The sequence below is a fragment of the Shewanella cutis genome, from assembly GCF_022410515.1.
In the GTDB taxonomy this organism is placed as follows: domain Bacteria; phylum Pseudomonadota; class Gammaproteobacteria; order Enterobacterales; family Shewanellaceae; genus Shewanella; species Shewanella cutis.
On record NZ_JACSDI010000002.1, the window covers coordinates 303,488 to 322,420 of the forward strand.

16 protein-coding genes are annotated in these 18,933 nt (G+C 46.2%); 9 read left to right on the top strand and 7 right to left on the bottom strand.

Going from position 1 to position 18,933, the window contains the following annotated elements; all coding sequences use genetic code 11:
- Positions 1-88: 88 nt before the first annotated feature.
- Positions 89-2,356, bottom strand: coding sequence for an ATP-dependent Clp protease ATP-binding subunit ClpA (gene clpA / locus H9J30_RS06545; RefSeq protein WP_240130285.1), 2,268 nt, complete (start codon positions 2,354-2,356; stop codon positions 89-91).
- A 42-nt stretch (positions 2,357-2,398) separates the two neighbouring features.
- On the bottom strand, positions 2,399-2,707 hold the full coding sequence (gene clpS / locus H9J30_RS06550) for an ATP-dependent Clp protease adapter ClpS (protein WP_011072575.1): 309 nt from the start codon (positions 2,705-2,707) through the stop codon (positions 2,399-2,401).
- A 193-nt stretch (positions 2,708-2,900) separates the two neighbouring features.
- On the opposite strand from clpS, the gene cspD reads away from it, so the two are divergent.
- Positions 2,901-3,107: a cold shock domain-containing protein CspD gene (gene cspD / locus H9J30_RS06555; protein ID WP_011072576.1), complete on the top strand. Its 207-nt coding sequence runs from the start codon at positions 2,901-2,903 to the stop codon at positions 3,105-3,107.
- 223 nt (positions 3,108-3,330) lie between these two features.
- Here cspD and H9J30_RS06560 read toward each other — a convergent pair whose 3' ends face one another.
- Complete coding sequence (locus tag H9J30_RS06560) at positions 3,331-5,556, bottom strand: NADP-dependent isocitrate dehydrogenase (RefSeq protein WP_240130286.1); 2,226 nt, start codon at positions 5,554-5,556, stop codon at positions 3,331-3,333.
- 416 nt (positions 5,557-5,972) lie between these two features.
- On the opposite strand from H9J30_RS06560, the gene H9J30_RS06565 reads away from it, so the two are divergent.
- The 6 genes from H9J30_RS06565 to H9J30_RS06590 all read left to right on the top strand — a co-directional run bounded on the left by H9J30_RS06565 (position 5,973) and on the right by H9J30_RS06590 (position 11,982).
- Positions 5,973-6,758 carry an rRNA large subunit pseudouridine synthase E gene (locus tag H9J30_RS06565; RefSeq protein ID WP_240130287.1) on the top strand — a complete coding sequence of 262 codons (786 nt, stop codon included), beginning with the start codon at positions 5,973-5,975 and terminating at the stop codon, positions 6,756-6,758.
- Positions 6,759-6,813: 55 nt separating this feature from the next.
- A complete protein-coding gene (locus H9J30_RS06570) occupies positions 6,814-7,290 on the top strand; it encodes an NUDIX hydrolase (protein WP_240130288.1) in 477 nt (158 codons plus the stop codon).
- A 296-nt stretch (positions 7,291-7,586) separates the two neighbouring features.
- On the top strand, positions 7,587-8,705 hold the full coding sequence (gene mnmA / locus H9J30_RS06575) for a tRNA 2-thiouridine(34) synthase MnmA (protein ID WP_099458247.1): 1,119 nt from the start codon (positions 7,587-7,589) through the stop codon (positions 8,703-8,705).
- Between the two features lie 3 nt (positions 8,706-8,708).
- A complete protein-coding gene (hflD, locus tag H9J30_RS06580; protein ID WP_240130289.1) occupies positions 8,709-9,326 on the top strand; it encodes a high frequency lysogenization protein HflD in 618 nt (205 codons plus the stop codon).
- A 29-nt stretch (positions 9,327-9,355) separates the two neighbouring features.
- On the top strand, positions 9,356-10,726 hold the full coding sequence (gene purB, locus H9J30_RS06585) for an adenylosuccinate lyase (protein WP_240130290.1): 1,371 nt from the start codon (positions 9,356-9,358) through the stop codon (positions 10,724-10,726).
- Positions 10,727-10,842: 116 nt separating this feature from the next.
- Positions 10,843-11,982 carry a ribosomal protein uL16 3-hydroxylase gene (locus tag H9J30_RS06590; protein ID WP_240130291.1) on the top strand — a complete coding sequence of 380 codons (1,140 nt, stop codon included), beginning with the start codon at positions 10,843-10,845 and terminating at the stop codon, positions 11,980-11,982.
- A gap of 126 nt (positions 11,983-12,108) precedes the next feature.
- Here the strand turns inward: H9J30_RS06590 and H9J30_RS06595 are convergent, their stop codons facing one another.
- Entirely contained in the window at positions 12,109-12,561 is a 453-nt protein-coding gene (locus H9J30_RS06595; protein ID WP_240130292.1) for a DUF4826 family protein, read from the bottom strand.
- 280 nt (positions 12,562-12,841) lie between these two features.
- Here H9J30_RS06595 and H9J30_RS06600 point away from each other — a divergent pair, with 280 nt between their 5' ends.
- Entirely contained in the window at positions 12,842-13,876 is a 1,035-nt protein-coding gene (locus H9J30_RS06600; protein WP_240130293.1) for a Glu/Leu/Phe/Val dehydrogenase dimerization domain-containing protein, read from the top strand.
- A 196-nt stretch (positions 13,877-14,072) separates the two neighbouring features.
- Positions 14,073-14,420 (top strand): hypothetical protein, encoded by a 348-nt coding sequence (locus H9J30_RS06605; RefSeq protein WP_240130294.1) that lies wholly within the window; start codon positions 14,073-14,075, stop codon positions 14,418-14,420.
- 29 nt (positions 14,421-14,449) lie between these two features.
- Here the strand turns inward: H9J30_RS06605 and H9J30_RS06610 are convergent, their stop codons facing one another.
- The 3 genes from H9J30_RS06610 to ydiJ form a co-directional block, all read right to left on the bottom strand.
- Positions 14,450-14,869 (bottom strand): MarR family winged helix-turn-helix transcriptional regulator, encoded by a 420-nt coding sequence (locus tag H9J30_RS06610; protein WP_240130295.1) that lies wholly within the window; start codon positions 14,867-14,869, stop codon positions 14,450-14,452.
- A 400-nt stretch (positions 14,870-15,269) separates the two neighbouring features.
- On the bottom strand, positions 15,270-15,761 hold the full coding sequence (locus tag H9J30_RS06615) for a DUF1285 domain-containing protein (RefSeq protein WP_240130296.1): 492 nt from the start codon (positions 15,759-15,761) through the stop codon (positions 15,270-15,272).
- 88 nt (positions 15,762-15,849) lie between these two features.
- Complete coding sequence (gene ydiJ / locus H9J30_RS06620; protein WP_240130297.1) at positions 15,850-18,891, bottom strand: D-2-hydroxyglutarate dehydrogenase YdiJ; 3,042 nt, start codon at positions 18,889-18,891, stop codon at positions 15,850-15,852.
- Between the last annotated feature and the right edge of the window lie 42 nt (positions 18,892-18,933).

Sequence of the window (18,933 nt, forward strand, 5' to 3'; positions counted from 1 at the left end):
AAAAACCCGGCAAGGCCGGGTTTTTTTGTTGGCGAAAGAGAAAAAATGGCTGCAATTGCGGCCATTTTTATTGGGTTTTCGCGAGAGATTAAGCCTTAGTGGTACTTTTCTCGTGGCGTTCGGTGTGGATCACGATTTCACCGTCTTTGGCATCAACATGAGCAACACCGCCATGTTCCAGTTCACCGAAGAGAATAGCATCCGCTAATGGACGTTTAATAAGCTCTGTCACCACGCGGGCCATTGGCCGTGCGCCCATGCTCTTATCATAGCCTTTCTCGGCGAGTAGGGTTCTGGCCTCATCACTGACTTCAAGTAACACATGTTTCGCATCAAGTTGTGCTTGTAATTCCACCAAGAATTTATCCACCACTTTGGCAATGATGGTCATATCTAAATGGTTGAACCAAATGATGGAATCTAAGCGGTTGCGAAACTCTGGCGAGAATACCCGATTGATTTCCGATAAGGCATCTTGGGTATGATCCTGCTGAGTAAAGCCAATAGACTTACGGATCGTTTCCTGAACCCCTGCGTTTGTTGTCATCACTAAGGTGACATGCCTAAAATCCGCCTTGCGACCGTTGTTATCGGTTAAGGTGCCATGATCCATGACTTGCAGTAACAGGTTGTAGACATCGGGGTGAGCCTTTTCGATTTCATCGAGCAACACCACGCAATGGGGATTTTTAATTACAGCATCGGTGAGTAAACCACCTTGGTCGTATCCTACGTATCCAGGAGGAGCCCCAATCAAACGAGAAACCGTATGACTTTCCATGTACTCCGACATATCGAAACGCACCAGCTTCATTCCTAGGCAACTAGCTAACTGATTGGTCACTTCTGTCTTACCTACCCCAGTTGGGCCTGCAAACAAAAAACTACCAACAGGTTTTTTATCTGTACCTAAACCACTGCGCGATAATCGAATCGCCGAGCTTAAGGATTCAATCGCCTTGTCTTGACCAAAGACCACCATCTTCAGATTGCGCTCAAGGTTACGCAGTAAATCTTTGTCGCTGGCGGAGACTGATTTTTCAGGGATCCGAGCAATCTTCGCTACTATGGTTTCAATCTCGGCCTGACCTATGGTCTTTTTGCGCTTGCTCTGTGGCAACATAGCCATGCGCGCACCCGCCTCATCGATCACATCGATGGCTTTATCGGGTAAATGCCGGTCATTAATGTGTTTTGCCGACAACTCTGCCGCGCTGTTAATCGCCGCTTGGGTGTAACGCACGCCATGATATTCTTCGTATTTAGACTTTAAACCCATCAGAATTTTAGTGGTTTCAGCCACTGAAGGTTCATTAATATCGACCTTTTGGAAACGGCGCGCCAGTGCACGATCTTTCTCAAAAATACTCTGATATTCTTGGAACGTGGTTGAGCCCATGCAACGCAAATTACCGCTTGATAATAACGGCTTTAGCAGGTTAGAGGCATCCATCACCCCACCCGATGCGGCGCCTGCACCAATAATGGTATGAATTTCATCGATAAATAAAATGGCGTGTTTATCGGCGCTGAGTTCCTTAAGCAGACTCTTGAAACGTTTTTCAAAATCGCCACGGTATTTGGTGCCTGCGAGCAAGGAGCCTAAATCGAGGGAATACACTGTCGCCTGCGCCATCACTTCTGGCACTTGATGATTAACGATTCGATAGGCCAAACCTTCAGCAATCGCAGTTTTACCCACGCCCGCTTCACCCACCAACAATGGATTATTTTTACGGCGACGACATAAAGTTTGGATGGCGCGTTCGATTTCTTGATCACGACCAATCAGCGGATCTATCACCCCTTGTTTTGCAAGTTGGTTTAAATTACTGGCAAACTGCGACAACATGCTGCGTTCTTCGTTCGCTTCGGTTTGATCTTCGATGCGTTCTTGGTCTTGATGGGCGTCGCTGTCCTCATTTTTTGAAAAACCATGGGAAATATAATTCACCACATCTAAACGGCTGATATCGCTGCGACGCAGCAGATAAACAGCTTGGGATTCCTGCTCACTAAAAATGGCCACCAGCACATTAGCACCAGTGACTTCATTGCGGCCCGAGGACTGCACATGGAAAACGGCGCGTTGCAGTACCCGCTGAAACCCGAGCGTTGGTTGGGTTTCTTTATCATCATCCATATCCGCAATGATTGGGGTGGTTTGTTGGATAAAGCTTGCTACTTCATCTCTCAGTTTATCTAAATTCGCTCCACAGGCGATTAGCGCGTCTTGAGCCGCAGGGTTGTCTATCAGAGCCAATAACAGATGTTCAACCGTCATATACTCGTGACGTGCCTCTCTGGCTTGCTGAAACGCCAGATTTAAGGTGACTTCCAGATCTTTGTTCAGCATAAGCACCCCCAAAATTAACAACTGACAACAGAGTAAGCGCGGTTAAGCCTTCTCTAACGAACACAGTAACGGATGTTGGTTTTGTCTTGCAAATTGATTTACTTGTATCACCTTAGTTTCTGCGATGCCGAATGGAAAAATACCGCAGATCCCCTTTCCTTGGTGATGAATCGTCAACATGATATCGGTGGCTTCCTGCTCATTCTTGCGAAAGAAGATTTGCAGTACTTCAATCACAAAATCCATTGGCGTGTAATCGTCATTATTGAGGATCACCTTATACATCGAAGGTGGCATTAACTCTGATTCCACACGTTCTTCAACGTGCTCTATGTTTCCTGTCTTACCCATTTTTTAATACTAGCCTCTCGTGTTGTCCTCTTCCAATTGCTATCTTCAAATTAATCAGTTGTTACCTCTTTGTTAATTTTAGCTTGACTTCCGCTTTTACTCCTTACATTCTGTAGCTCAGACGGTGAAACACTCCCGTCTATACAGGTTTTACTATCTTACTGGTAAGTAGACAACAGAAGGAAGTGGAAGTATGGCAAGCGGAACTGTTAAATGGTTCAACAACGCCAAAGGATTCGGGTTTATTTGCCCTGATCAAGGTGGCGAGGACGTTTTTGCACACTATTCTACCATTGAAATGGAAGGCTATAGAACTCTAAAAGCAGGCCAACCGGTTCAATTTGAAGTAGAACAAGGTCCAAAAGGAATGCATGCTTCAGCCATTTCACCAACAAAATAATGTATGGTGAGGCCAATGATCTAAAAGGCAGGGATTAATCCCTGCCTTTTTAATTTGAGTAGAATAACTACACGTCATGTCTCATTTTGTGAGCATAGGTGTACCGGAGCGAATACATTTTCATCTCGAAACGTTAACTCGCTCTGGTTAATTTACAACTTACTCCTAAATTTAGTGCAGTAAAAAGGCCTGCAATGCAGGCCTTTACAAGTATCAATGCTGCTTAAGCAAGTAATAGCTTGTTCAGTGTCTCGCTTGGGCGCATGGCTTTTTCAGCTTTTGCGGCGTCTAAACGATAGTAACCGCCTAAATCCACTGGTGCACCTTGCGCATTGTTGAGTTCAGCCACAATCACTTGCTCATTGGCGCTTAAAGCGTGCGCTAATGGAATAAAGTGAGCTTGTAACTGCTCGTCTTTGGTTTGAGCGGCTAATGCTTGTGCCCAGTACATCGCCAGATAGAAATGGCTACCACGATTATCCAATTCACCGACTCTTCTTGATGGCGACTTGTTGCTATCTAAGAACTGACCAATAGCTTGATCTAAGGTATCTGCCAGTACTTGCGCTTTAGGGTTACCCACTGTTTGGCTTAAATGCTCTAAAGAGGCGGCTAATGCCAAGAATTCACCGAGTGAATCCCAACGTAAGTGACCTTCTTTTTCAACCTGTTGTACGTGTTTAGGCGCACTGCCACCCGCACCCGTTTCGAACAGACCGCCACCATTCATTAATGGCACAATAGATAACATTTTGGCACTGGTACCCAGCTCAAGGATTGGGAACAAGTCAGTCAAATAGTCACGCAGTACGTTACCAGTAACTGAAATGGTGTCTTTACCTTCTTTGATGCGCGCTAAAGAGAAACGTGTTGCTTCTTCTGGCGACATAATGCTGATGTCTAAACCGCTGGTATCATGCTCAGGCAGATATTGCTTCACTTTAACAATCAATTGCGCATCGTGGGCACGATTTGCATCTAACCAGAATACTGCTGGAGTATTGCTTAAACGTGCGCGGCGAACGGCAAGTTTGACCCAGTCACGGATAGGCGCGTCTTTAACTTGGCACATTCTCCAAATATCGCCCGCTTCAACGTTGTGGCTCATTAACACTTTGCCACTGGCATCAATCACGTTAACTACGCCATCGGCTGGAATTTCGAAGGTTTTATCGTGGCTACCGTATTCTTCGGCTTTTTGCGCCATCAGACCTACGTTTGGCACACTGCCCATAGTGCTTGGATCAAAGGCACCGTGCTCTTTACAGAACGCGATGGTTTCTTGATACACACCTGCGTAGCAACGGTCTGGGATCAGCGCTTTAGTATCGTGCAACTTGCCATCTGGACCCCACATTTGGCCAGATGAACGAATAGCCGCTGGCATAGAAGCATCGATAATAATGTCGCTTGGGACGTGTAAGTTGGTGATGCCTTTGTCAGAATCCACCATCGCCAGCGCAGGACGCTCAGCGTAGACCGCCGCGATATCGGCTTCAATTTGGCTACGTACATCGGCAGGTAAGCTGGCGATTTTCGCATATACATCGCCAAAACCGTTGTTCACATCAACGCCTAATTCAGCAAATAATGCTGCATGTTTATCAAATACCGGTTTGAAGAACACTTTCACGGCATGGCCAAACATGATGGGATCGGATACTTTCATCATGGTGGCTTTAAGGTGCAGCGATAACAACACGTTTTCAGCCTTGGCATTGGCAATTTCACGCTCAAAGAAGCTGACTAAGGCTTTTTTGCTCATCACTGACGCATCGATGATTTCACCCGCGAGCAGTTTCAGACCTGATTTAAGGACGACTTCTTGACCGTCTTTTTGTGCCAGAACGATGTTAACCGTGTCTGCGTTAGCCAAAGTCACTGACTGCTCGCTACCGTAAAAATCACCTTCGCTCATATGAGCAACGTGTGACTTAGAGTCTTTCACCCATTTACCCATAGAGTGTGGGTTCTTTTTCGCGAAGTTTTTCACTGATAGCGGCGCGCGGCGATCAGAGTTACCTTCACGCAGGACTGGGTTTACCGCACTGCCCTTGATCTTGTCGTAACGCGCTTTAATTGACTTTTCTTCGTCAGTTTTTGGCTCGTCAGGATAGTTTGGAATGTCATAACCTTTCTGTTGCAGCTCTAAAATACAAGCTTTTAACTGTGGGATTGACGCACTGATATTAGGCAGCTTGATGATATTAGCTTCTGGTTGATTCGCTAGATCGCCAAGCTCAGCTAAGTGATCGCCAATCTTTTGCGCGTCAGTCAGTTTTTCTGGGAAGTTAGCAATCACACGGCCTGATAAAGAAATGTCACGGGTTTCAACCGCCACACCCGCCACATTGGTAAAGGTCTTGATGATAGGTAACAGAGAAAGCGTTGCCAGTGCTGGCGCTTCATCGGTTTCGGTATAAATAATTGTTGGTGAGTTATCTTTCATGTTACATCCTACATTATTGTAAAATTTAGTATTTTTATAATAATTTTATATCATGACGAACAAACATTGGCACGAAGGAATTCTCTATCGAGGCAATCGTAAACGCCCCTATAAACCTATAAACCCGCTGCAACATCCTCTTTGCGTTCGCCAACGTGGGTAAATCGACTCATTAATACCTAACAAACATTTAGGCGTAGATCACATTTTCAGGCCGACATCATAGAGCATTCACAATAATATTCAAATTCCACTAACGGCGAATGCCAAGTACACTGTGTGCAGATAAATAACACGTCTTCTTTCTGACGTCTGCTAACGGATAGGTTCAGTCGCATATCATCGGCGACGACGTAAAATGACTAGACTGTCTTAAGCGACTATTCGCCACGGTATGAACAACAATTAGTTACAGCATGAACAAAAATAACCCGCTAACATCTCAAGCAACGCCTCGCACTCGCGGCCAGAACGCATCCACCACGCACCCGCAGCATAGGGCAGATAACCGCAGTAAAGGAAATAAACCAAGCTCCTTCGCCAAATCTGCCAAGGTAAGTTCGCTGCGCGATACAGGGTCACAACAGAATAGTGCCAAAACACGACTTCAAAAATACTCATCGGCCTCACGCGTCAAGCCTCAAGCTGCGCCTATCATCGTCTTATTTAACAAGCCCTTCGATGTTCTGTGTCAATTTACCGATGAGCAAGGCCGTAAAACCTTAAAGGATTACATCCCTATTCCGGGAGTGTACGCCGCAGGACGATTGGATCGCGACAGTGAAGGCTTGCTACTCCTCACCAACGATGGTCAACTTCAGGCCAAACTGACTGAGCCGAAAAAGAAAACCTTTAAAACCTATTGGGTGCAAGTCGAGGGAGAACCTACGGATGCGGATTTAGCAAAATTGCGCCAAGGGGTTGAATTAAAAGATGGTATGACACTCCCCGCTAAGGTCAGCATCATGGCGACGCCGAATGTGTGGCCGCGTAATCCACCAATCCGTGAGCGAAAAAACATCCCAACCACTTGGCTGGAAATTCAAATCCACGAAGGACGCAATCGCCAAGTTCGGCGGATGACGGCCCATATTGGTTTTCCGACCTTAAGACTTATTCGCTATAAAATAGGCCAATGGAGTCTAGATGATTTAGCGACAGGTGAGCATAAATGCATACTGGTGGCTCAAAAGACCGAATAGTCTTGCGCCAACAAGCAATCCAATATCCTAATCAAGTCACTCAAAGGTAATCACTGTGACAGTAAAAGCAAGATATAAACCCAATGTAACAGTTGCTTGTATTATCCATGCCCCTACCGAGGATAAGTATCTATTATTGGAAGAGTGGATTGATGGTGAGCAGCGTTTTAATCAACCAGCAGGACATTTGGAAGCGAATGAAAGTCTTATCCAAGCCTGTGAGCGCGAAGTCCTTGAGGAAACAGGCCTTCAACTCAAGCCACAGGGATTGGTCGGGATTTATCAATTTAGCGCCAATCAGGACCTCGCATTTGTGCGTTTTACCTTTTTGGTGCAAGTAGATACGCTACTCACACCTAAGCCACAGGATGCGGATATTTATGCCGCCCATTGGTTGAGCTTTGAGCAGATCGCAGCTAAAGCTCATCAACTGCGCAGTCCATTAGTGCTCGATTGCCTCAACGATTACCGCAAACAGTTGCAACAAGGGCAAATTCATTCGCTCGAATTACTCAATAGTCAGCGTCTGTAGGGATGTCAAAGATAGCCCCAAGCAACAAGGCGTGATAGAATACGCCCCCGCGTAAATGCGCGATTCGATAAGGCATTTAACTGCGCTTTTGGGTTAAAAATTTGGGGTATTTTTGCATCATACATCTGGTACTTAATGATGTTGGGCTGATGTAACTCAGATGCTAAACGAATCACCGATAAGCCTGCCCTAACTACGCAGCTAAATAAACGCAGATTTAAAAGTGAGTCATGCGCGAATGACGATGGTTCAAGCCACGACTCGCTAACACATATACTCAATGGTTTTTAGGATCTATGACATCAATCGAACCCACTCATACAGGAAAAAAAGTCATTGTCGGCATGTCCGGCGGTGTTGATTCATCCGTTTCAGCCTATTTGCTTATGCAGCAAGGCTATCAGGTTGAAGGCCTTTTCATGAAGAACTGGGAAGAAGATGACAACGACGAGTATTGCGCGGCCGCTGAAGATTTAAAGGATGCTCAAGCCGTGTGCGATAAGCTTGGGATCAAACTGCACACGGTCAACTTTGCCGCCGAATATTGGGACAATGTATTTGAGTATTTCCTTGCCGAATACAAAGCGGGGCGTACCCCAAATCCCGATATCATGTGCAACAAAGAAATCAAATTTAAGGCTTTTTTAGAGTTTGCCGACGATATTCTCGATGCCGACTACATCGCCATGGGTCACTATGTGCGCCGCCGCGATAATGCCGATGGCACGACGCAAATGCTGCGCGGTGTCGACAACAATAAAGATCAAAGCTACTTCCTATACACCTTAAGCCATGAACAAGTGGCGCGCAGTCTGTTTCCGGTGGGTGAACTCGAAAAACACGAAGTGCGTGAGATCGCCAAACAAATGGGATTAATTACCCATGATAAGAAAGACAGCACCGGTATTTGCTTTATCGGTGAGCGAAAATTTACTGAATTTTTAGGTAATTACCTACCCGCACAGCCCGGCAATATTGAAACCGCCGAAGGTGAAGTGATTGGCACGCACCAAGGTTTGATGTACCACACCTTAGGCCAACGTAAAGGTCTGGGGATTGGCGGCATGAAAAATAGCAACGACGACCCATGGTACGTGGTGGATAAAGATCTCAAACGTAACGTGCTTGTTGTTGGCCAAGGTGGCCACCACCCGCGCTTGATGTCCAATGGCATGTTAGTCAATCAACTGCACTGGGTCGATCGTAAAGGCCCTATCAATGGCAGCCAGATTGTGGTGAAAACCCGTTATCGTCAGCAGGATATCCCCTGCACCCTCACCTATCTTGATGAGAATACGCTCAAAGTCGTGTTTGATGAGCCCGTTGCTGCTGTAACGCCCGGGCAGTCAGCCGTCTTTTACGATGGCGAAGTATGCCTCGGTGGCGGGATTATCGATCAACTGATCCGAGGATAAACCGTGAACGAACAGCTCCATAATCGCACAATGGCCTTTGCAGGAATACTGCAGGCCATTACGCAAGTTCAGTATTTAGCCCGTCACGGTGAAAGTGACACCGATGAGCTGGCAGCCAGTTTACACACCATTTTAGTGACCGATCCTGAAACCCCCGCCGATGTCTACCAAGATAAGGTTGCCCTGTACAAGGGCTATCAGTTGGTTTTAAACCAACTGGGGGATAGCAGTCAAAAAGATGTGGAAATTACCCGTTATTTGGTGGGCATTTTAGCCCTTGAACGTAAACTTGCGCGTTCAAACAGTGGCTTATCCATGCTTGCCGAGCGCATTAATCAGGTGAATCGTCAGTTACATCATTTTGCGATCACTGACGAACAAGTGATTGCCAATCTGGCCAGTATTTATAGCGATATTATCAGTAATCTTGGACCTAAGATTCAGATCTCAGGCAATCCGCTGTGCTTACAACGTCCAATAGTGCAACAAAAAATTCGCGCCTTGCTGCTCGCAGCCATGCGCAGCGCAGTGTTATGGCGACAACTGGGCGGCAAACGTCGACACTTAGTCTTTGCCCGCAAAGCCATCTTAGACACAGCGAAGAAAAGTCTTACCCTATAATAAAATAAGTTTTCATCAAGGAGCTTCACATGGATCTTTCCGCACTAACTGCTATCTCTCCGGTAGACGGCCGTTACGGTAGTAAAACAGCGTCATTGCGAGGGATTTTCAGCGAGTTCGGTCTTACTAAGTACCGTGTTCAAGTTGAAATCAACTGGTTAAAGTTACTCGCCGATTGCCCTGAAATCACTGAAGTGCCGCCATTAAGCGAGTCAGCGATCGCGCTTCTCGATGCCATTAAAGACAATTTCAGTGAGCAAGATGCACTACGCGTGAAAGCCATTGAAAGCACCACCAACCACGACGTAAAAGCGGTTGAATACTTCATCAAAGAAAAAATCGCAGACAACGCGGAACTCGCCGCTGTCGGTGAATTTGTTCACTTCGCCTGTACTTCTGAAGATATCAACAACCTAAGCCATGGCTTAATGTTAACTGAAGCCCGCGAGCAAGTGGTACTGCCTTATTGCAATGAACTGCTTAGCGCCATCAAAAAACTAGCCGTTGAATACCGCTCAGTACCTTTGATGTCACGTACCCACGGTCAGCCAGCCTCGCCTTCTACCTTAGGTAAAGAGATGGCTAACGTAGCAGTGCGTTTGGAGCGCCAAATCAAGCAAATCGCAGCCGTTGAAATCATGGGGAAAATTAACGGCGCCGTGGGTAACTACAACGCGCACATATCAGCATACCCAGAAGTGAACTGGCATGCACTGTCTGAACGTTTTGTGACGAGCTTAGGCCTGCACTGGAACGCATATACTACTCAAATCGAACCGCATGATTACATTGCTGAGCTCTTCGATGCGATTGCGCGTTTCAACACTATTCTGCTCGATTTCGACCGTGATGTTTGGGGTTATATTGCCTTAGGCCACTTTAAGCAACGTACCATTGCCGGTGAAATTGGCTCATCAACCATGCCACACAAAGTGAACCCTATCGACTTTGAAAACTCAGAGGGCAACTTAGGTATTGCCAATGCGCTGATGCAACATTTAGCCGCTAAACTGCCCGTTTCAAGATGGCAACGCGACTTAACCGATTCTACTGTACTGCGTAACTTAGGCGTGGGTATTGCCCACTCGTTGATCGCCTACCAAGCCACCTTGAAAGGTATTAGCAAGTTACAGGTGAATGAAGAACATTTACGTGCCGAACTCGACCAAAACTGGGAAGTCTTAGCCGAGCCAGTACAAACCGTTATGCGCCGCTATGGCATTGAAAAGCCATACGAGAAGTTAAAAGAATTAACTCGCGGTAAGCGCATCGATGCCCAGCAATTAGCGGTATTTATCGACGGTTTAGCCCTGCCAGAAGACGTGAAGGCTGAGCTGAAGAAGATGACGCCAGCCAACTATATTGGCCGTGCAAAAGCATTCGTTGACGAACTTAACTAAAGTTCAGTTTACGGCTAACGCTTCGTTTAACGCTAAGCTGACATGCTTAGCTTATTATCTAGCCACAAATAAGGATTAAGGCGGTTACATTCGATGTAGTCGCCTTTTTTGACACTATGTATAAACTCAATCTCGATATTGCCCAGTTCCTCAAGGATTACTGGCAACAAAAACCTGTGGTCATCAAAGGCGCTTTTCCTCACTTTGAAGATCCAATCAGTGCCGATGAGCTGGCCGGCCTTGCCTGCGAAGAAGAAATCACTTCGCGCATCGTCGTTACCCAAAAAGATAACTGGGAAGTGATCCAAGGCCCCTTTGAGGATTACGACAATTACGGTGAAACCCACTGGCAATTATTGGTGCAAGCGGTTAACCATTGGTATCCCGACTCACAACCCCTCGTTGAGGCCTTTCGTTTTCTCCCCGATTGGCGATTCGATGATTTGATGGTGTCATTTGCCACTCCAAGTGGCGGTGTCGGTCCCCATATCGACAACTACGATGTGTTTATTATTCAAGGCGAAGGTCAGCGCCGCTGGACCGTAGGTGACAACACCCCACAACAACGTCGTGGTGGTAATCCTAATTCACCTCTGGTTGAAGACTTTGACCCCATCATTGATATGGTGTTAGAGAAAGGCGATATGCTTTATATTCCGCCAGGATTCCCACACTGCGGTGAAACCTTAACCTTAGCCTTGAGCTATTCAATTGGTTACCGCGCACCCAGTCAGCAAGAATTAGTCAGCGAAGTGGCCGACTATTTACTCGACAAAAATTTGGGTCAACAGCGTTTTACCTCCGCATCCGAGCCAGCAAATCCAGGCATTATCAGCCAAGATCATCAACTCGGCATTATGTCGCTATTAAGTCAACTAGCCCAAGATCCTGCGAGTTATCAGGTAGTGTTAGGTAAACTGCTAAGCCAAAACCGATTCGAATTAGATATTTGTGAGGGTGAAGAAGCCTATAGTATTGACGATCTGCAAGATGCCTTTGAACAAGGCGCTGGCGTGAATCGCATTGGCGGTTTAAAAGTACTACGTTTAGAGAATGACGCTCACTCGCGCTTATTCATCAATGGCGAAATCTATAATCTCCCTAATACGCCAGAAACCGTGCTTGCACAGTTAAGTGATCATGTCAGCTTTGATTGCGAAACAGCTTTGGCGTTATGCGAACATGATGAAGTACAACAGCTATTGCTGGAACTGATTAATCAAGGTTTATACTATTTAAGTGATGAAGAAGCGTAATCCTTAAGTCGATATTGAATGAAATCGACGGTAAGCTCAGCGTAAAACACGACGATTTAGACTGACTTAACAACAAAGGCACTCGATTGAGTGCCTTTGGTTTTATGACTTAACACAAGGCTAAGTCTAGCTATTCCACAGTTTTTCATCATTGTGCATACGATATAAGCTCTCTGCACGGGAGACTAATAACTGGGCAAATTTTGCCTGGGTTGCATCGCGTCTGGTGGCGCCTGAACGGATCAAATTTTCAGCCTGCATTTGCCACATCATCGAGAAATGACGAACCGCATCACGCGCCGTTTTCGCCACTTTGACATCCACAAGATCCGATGGTAAATCGCCTGACATCACCCAATAGGTTTTGGTCGTAGGACGTTTAGATTCCATTTTCCAAATCGCTAAATAAGGTGCGAGGTAACGGCTTTCATCGGCTAAGACCTTACTTGGGATCACCCCTTTTTCCGCTAAAAAACGGTTTGCTTTTTGGAATTGTGTTCTGACCCACTCTTGGCGCAATTTCTCCATTTCTTCAGGAGTGATTGTTGGTTGAGCTTGATCGACAGCTTGTTCAGTCATACTTCCGTCCTATCTTATTGTTATAGCGCGGCTCTCATTCTTGGGACAGCACGCGAATCATACTAATGTCTGAAAACTTCACCAGTTGAAACTGGTTTCACACTCAAAACCTTACGTTTACGTAAAGTGGAAAGCTAGATTGCCACAAATAATCAATTTATTCGGTCTTTATGCATGGTTGAGAGTATCGCTAAATGCTATGGTTCTGCAATAAATATAACGAGCGGTCGATGGGAAGTCATTCTATCGACGTTTTATTGTGTATAGCGGAGAATTTCACGTGGCTGTATTTAATCATGTATCCTTTGATGAGCATGAACAGGTCGTATTCTGTCATGATAAAGAAAGTGGCTTAAAAGCCATTATTGCCATCCATAATACCAATTTAGGCCCTGCTGTGGGTGGATGCCGGATGTGGAACTACCAATCCGATGACGAAGCCCTGACAGACGTATTACGCCTCTCCCGCGGTATGACTTACAAAAACGCGCTCGCAGGTTTAACCATGGGTGGTGGTAAGTCAGTGATTATTGCCGATCCTAAGCGTCCAGACCGCGAAGCCCTCTTTCGTGCCTTTGGCCGTTTTATCAATAGTCTAGGTGGACGTTACTATTCCGCAGAAGACGTCGGCACCACGACAGCTGATATCATGATTGCCCATCAAGAAACGCCTTACATGGCAGGGCTTGAAGGCAAGAGTGGCGATCCATCGCCATTTACAGCACTAGGCACCTATTTAGGGATCAAGGCTGCTGTTAAGCATAAACTCGATTTAGACAGCTTAAAGGGCCTTAAAATCGCCGTTCAAGGGGTTGGTCATGTGGGTTACTATCTGTGTAAACATTTGCATGAAGAAGGTGCACAGCTGATTGTTACCGATATTCATCAGGCATCACTTGATAGAGTGGCTACCGACTTTGGTGCTACCGTTGTTGCACCACAGGATATCTACTCCCAAGACGTTGATGTGTACGCCCCATGCGCACTAGGTGCGACCTTAAATGATGTCACGCTGCCACAGCTTAAAGCTAAGGTTGTTGCGGGTTGCGCCAACAACCAATTAGCCGAAGTTCGCCATGGCGAGCAGTTAAAAGAAATGGGCATTCTGTATGCGCCAGATTATGTGATTAACGCAGGCGGCATTATCAACGTGTCATTTGAAAAAGATTATGACGCAGCAAAATCAGAAGCTAAGGTCAGAGAAATCTACAACACGCTGCTGAAGATTTTTGCTAAGGCTGATGCTGAAAACCGCACTACAGGTGCAGTAGCTGACGAAATGGCCCGTGCCATTTACCAAGCGGCCAAAGCCTAACACGGCATTTGTGGCGGACAACGGTTTGTTGTCCGCTTACTCTATGAGTTCCACTTCTTGCATACTGTAAAAAATAAATTCCTCTCAATACCAACCAGATAATAAAACGCCACGTAAAATTCACGTTTCTGTAGTGGAAAAGTCGATATCCCTCTGCTTGAATTAACAACTCGTCAGTCACAGAGAAGGTGCCACTATGGTCAGTTTCAAATATGAGCTGGGGAAAGACTCACTTGAATTACAAGCAAGTGATTGGTCTGGTTTAGAGAGAGTCTATATCAATGGTGAAATGGTTTCGCGTAAACTCAATTTTGGCCATCAAAGTGAACATCTGATCAAATTGAAAGATGGTGGACAGTGTCTCTTTAAGCTGTTTATTGATCCATTCACCAATGAGTTAACCTGCCGTATCTACAGACGCGATCAGTTATTAACGAGTCTAAAGCAGGGAAAAAATAGCTTAATGCAGCGGCAGCGATTACTTCAGCAAGGGTTGTTGCTGGGGTCAAGCTTAGTGTTAATTTTTATGCTACTCCCTTTGTAAATAGCAAAACTAGCCGAAGGTATTATCGACTAATCTGAAAGCTTATTTATTTTATTCAAAAGCTTAATGAAATTTATTCGTTCTTCCTCACTCAGATTAGCAAGAAACTTTTCATTGACTCGCTCGGCCTCTCGGATGAGGTCCTGCTCCAACGCTTTGGCCTCATCGGTCAGAAAAATCTGAAATGCACGGCGGTTATCGAGTTCCTGATGACGAGTAATCAACCCCTGCACCTGCAACTGATCCAGCAGTCGCGTCATAGTATAGTTAGCCACATCACAGCGTTTAGACAGCTCGGTCTGAGTAATCCCCTCTTCCTGCCAAAGCGCAAATAACACTGGCCACAACTTAATGTCAAGCTCATAGCGTTTCAAATGCAAATCGAGCTCATTTTGTAGCTCAATATTTAAATGGGAAACAAGATAGCCTAAGCTTTCATAGCGGTTCAAACAACACCTCCGAAAACAACATTTAGCCCCATCAACACTGACCACTGCCAGAGAAATATTGGTTAAGGTCTGTTTCAATACTATCACTTAACCTGTAATAAACTAGGGCGTGTTGATGTTTCGAGATTAAATTTTGTTCGTTCTGGCAAGCTCGTGCTCGCGAAACGAGGAATGATGTGTCGTTATTCTACTCAAATGACGAGTGACAAAGAGCAAATGCTTGCCAAACGAACCCTTCGGGCAGCGTTTGGTTGACGTTTCTGCGGCGTTATCGTCCGTTTATGTAGAATAACGACACAGTACGGACTTTGCCTTGCATAAACGCTAGCCAAATAGCTGCAAAAATAACCCTGAAACGTCAACACACCCTTCAGCCCCTAACTAATTGCAATCAAAATCGCTAAGCATTGAGGCCATTATCATCGGTTAGATTGAATTCATTCACAAAATGGTAGTAGCAAGCACGGTTTAATTTTCCCCATAATCCGCGCTCTAAAGGCAGATAAATGCCAAAGTCGGTTAGTTTGAGCAGATTGAAATCGGTAAGGTGATGTTCGGTGCCAATACTGGTTTTCAAGGTTAACATTGGCGCTTGTGCATGCTTTAGATAACCGACAATCACCAGTGGCATATCAACTACCTCAATACGTACTTTTTCAACAGGTGTGATCAGAAAATGCTCGCCATCGATACAATGTAAAATACTGGCAAACAACTTGGCAAACTTAGTCGGTAATGGATTGTCCTGATATAACCATTCACCAGAAAGCTGGATACGAAATAGCGCAACTTCACTACACAGCTCCGTTGGCCGTGAGACGACGTCATCCGGCTTTGGCTTGCCGGTGTATTGCTGTAACACATCGATGACATTCTCAGTAAGCTTTTCCATAGAGCCTCTTCAAATTAAAAACCAGTCTGACGACTGGTTTAGTGTGGCATTGCCTTAGGGATTATCCAATCCCTAATACAAAATTGCGTTAAGAATTAACGAGCTCCAATAAAGCCTCTAATGGATGTTTTGGCTTATAACCAGCAAACCGCTTTACTTGGCTGCGGCATGAGTAGCCCGAAACTAACACTTGCGACGCATCTATCTTGCTTAAAGTGTCTTTCCACGACATATCAAACAAAGCCTTAGACCGTTCAAGGTTTTCGGCTTCATGGCCGTAAGTACCCGCCATACCACAGCAGCCTAAATTCACCGCCGTCAATTTAGCGCCAAAGTGAGTGAAGATTTTGGTCCACTCATTGGCCGTATTTGGTTTAGCAGTAGATTCAGTACAATGACTAAACCAAGTAAATTGCTTATCTTGCATGACCTTTGCCGGAATATTGTGCAAGATGCCAAGTAACCATTCGTTGGCTAATTTCACCTCAAATGAACCACGGTTAGCACCTAAAACCTCTTTATACTCATCGCGATAGCAGAGCACTAAAGCGGGATCGATCCCAACCATCGGCATGTCTAACTTATGCACTTGATTTAAGAAATCCGCACTCGACTGCGCCGTTTTGGCAAATTTATCCAAAAAGCCTTTGATATGAGTAGGTTTACCGTTGGGCTTAAAGGGCAATAACACGGGTTTTAGACCTAAGGTTTCAATCAATTGGATAAAGCAATATACCAATCCCGCATCGTAGAAACTGTTAAAGGGATCTTGTACTACTAACACAAATTTTGAACGCTCAGCCACCGGTATTGCTTGCAATGCCGCCAAATCATAGCCACGGCTCGCGTGGCCATCGAGTCGTTGTTTTAAGGTCGGCACAGATAACGCTGGCGCATCTACATAACCAATAGCCTGTTTGATTACCCACTGACTGAGCGGATTTTGCGAGGCAAAATTAGTGAGTTTTGGCGCAGCTGCCATGATAGGCAAACTGTCTTCAATACCCGCAACCAGATAATCTTTGGCGGGACGCAGATAGCGTTGATAGTAAATATTAAAGAATTGCGCCCTAAATTTAGGCACATCCACTTTCACCGGACATTGGCTCGAGCAAGCTTTACAGGCCAAACATCCCTTCAGTGATTCCATCACTTCGTGGGAATAGTCGTAATCGCGCTTCGCATTGATGGTATTTTGCATGCGCTGCAAAATACCTAAGGGTTTAGCTTTGGCCAGCACATTAACATCGACGCCTTCGGATTCGAGCAAACGCAGCCACTCACGCATTAAGCCGGCGCGACCTTTGGGCGACTGAACTCTGTCCCCCGTCACTTTAAATGACGGACACATTGGAGAGAAACTGCTGTAGTTAAAGCACAGACCGTTACCGTTACAGTTCATCACATCGGGATAGGCATCGCGCACTTCAACCGGAATTTGCCGGTCAAACTTGCCGCGCTTGGTACTGTCCACATCAAAACACAGGCCACCCGCTTGCTTGGGCGCCACTAACTTGCCGGGGTTGAGCCTATTATCAGGGTCAAATAGGCCTTTAATGTCTTGCAGTACACCATAAAGCTCGTCACCAAATACCGATGGACCATATTCGCCGCGCACCCCCTTACCGTGCTCGCCCCACATCAGGCCGCCATATTTGAGTGTCAGCGCCGCGACTTGATCAGAAATCACTCTTAGCAGTTTTTCATCTTCGACATCGCACATATCCAGCGCAGGCCTTACGTGCAACACGCCCGCATCCACATGGCCAAACATGCCGTATTGCAAATTGTGGCTATCGAGTAGCGCACGGAACTCCATAATATAATCGGCGAGCATTTCGGGCGGCACTGCGGTATCTTCGGCAAATGCAATGGGTTTGCGACGTCCCTTGGTGGCACCGAGTAGGCCCACGGCTTTTTTACGCATGCCGTAGATTTTCTCAATGCTAGCCTTATCTTGAGTAACTTGATAACCGAGCACACCACACTCACCACGACTGATTTGTTCGGTCAGCACGGCTTCGAGTGCCGCAAGCTTTTCGCTCACCTCACCGGCATCGCCAGCAAACTCGACCATATTGAGGCCATCGATCACTTTACCCGGCACTTCTTGAATAAGGTCAGAAACCGAATGCCAAACAATGTCCTCGCGGGCAAGGTTAAGCACTTTTGAGTCCACGGTTTCGACCACAGTGGCCCGCGCCGCCACTAACGATGGCGCATGACGCAGTGCCGATTGAAACGAATCGTACTTTATGTTCACCATCGCCCGTTCAGTCGGCAAGGGAGTGATATTAAGTTTGGCCTCGGTAACGACGGCAAGCGTCCCCTCGGAACCTGTCAAAATCCGCGAGAGATCGAACTGGGTTAAGCCCGTATTCCAGACATTCTTTAAGTCATATCCGGTTAAAAAACGATTGAGCTTCGGGAATTGTTGTTCGATCAGCGCACGCTTCTCGCGGCACACTTCGGCAATCGCCGAAATCAGTTTTTGCCCGAGCGGATTATCGCTCACGTTATCGGGGTTACATAACAGACCCGCATCGAGGGGGTGAGTATCTAACACACTGCCATCAATCAAGACACTGCGTAGCGCCAACACGTGATCAGAGGTTTTACCGTAAACTAAGGATCCCGCGCCCGAGGCATCGGTATTAATCATGCCGCCAATGGTGGCGCGGTTTGAGGTTGATAAATCTGGGCTGAAAAAATAACCGTGGGGACGCAGCGCATCGTTTAGCGCATCTTTAACCACACCCGCCTCGACGCGTACCCACCCCTGCTCAGGGTTCACTTCCAATACGCGATTCATGTAGCGAGACACATCGAGGATCAGGCCGTGAGTCAGCGATTGGCCATTGGTGCCCGTACCGCCGCCTCTGGCACTAAAAGTGACACCAGCAAACTCTGCTTTCGCAGCAAGCTTAAGCGCTATCTCAATATCCTTTTGATGCTTGGGATAAAGTACCGCTTGGGGTAAAAATTGATAGACGGAGTTATCCGTGGCTTGCACTAAGCGCGCACTGTAGCGTTTATCGATATCACCGGCGTAGGCGCTTTGTTCTAAAGCATCAAGATAAGCCAGATACACAGGTTCTAGGGTTTGTTGGTGTGATAACAGAGGTAACATGAGCGGCTTCAGTCAATTATTGTTATGCGGCCCATTATAAAC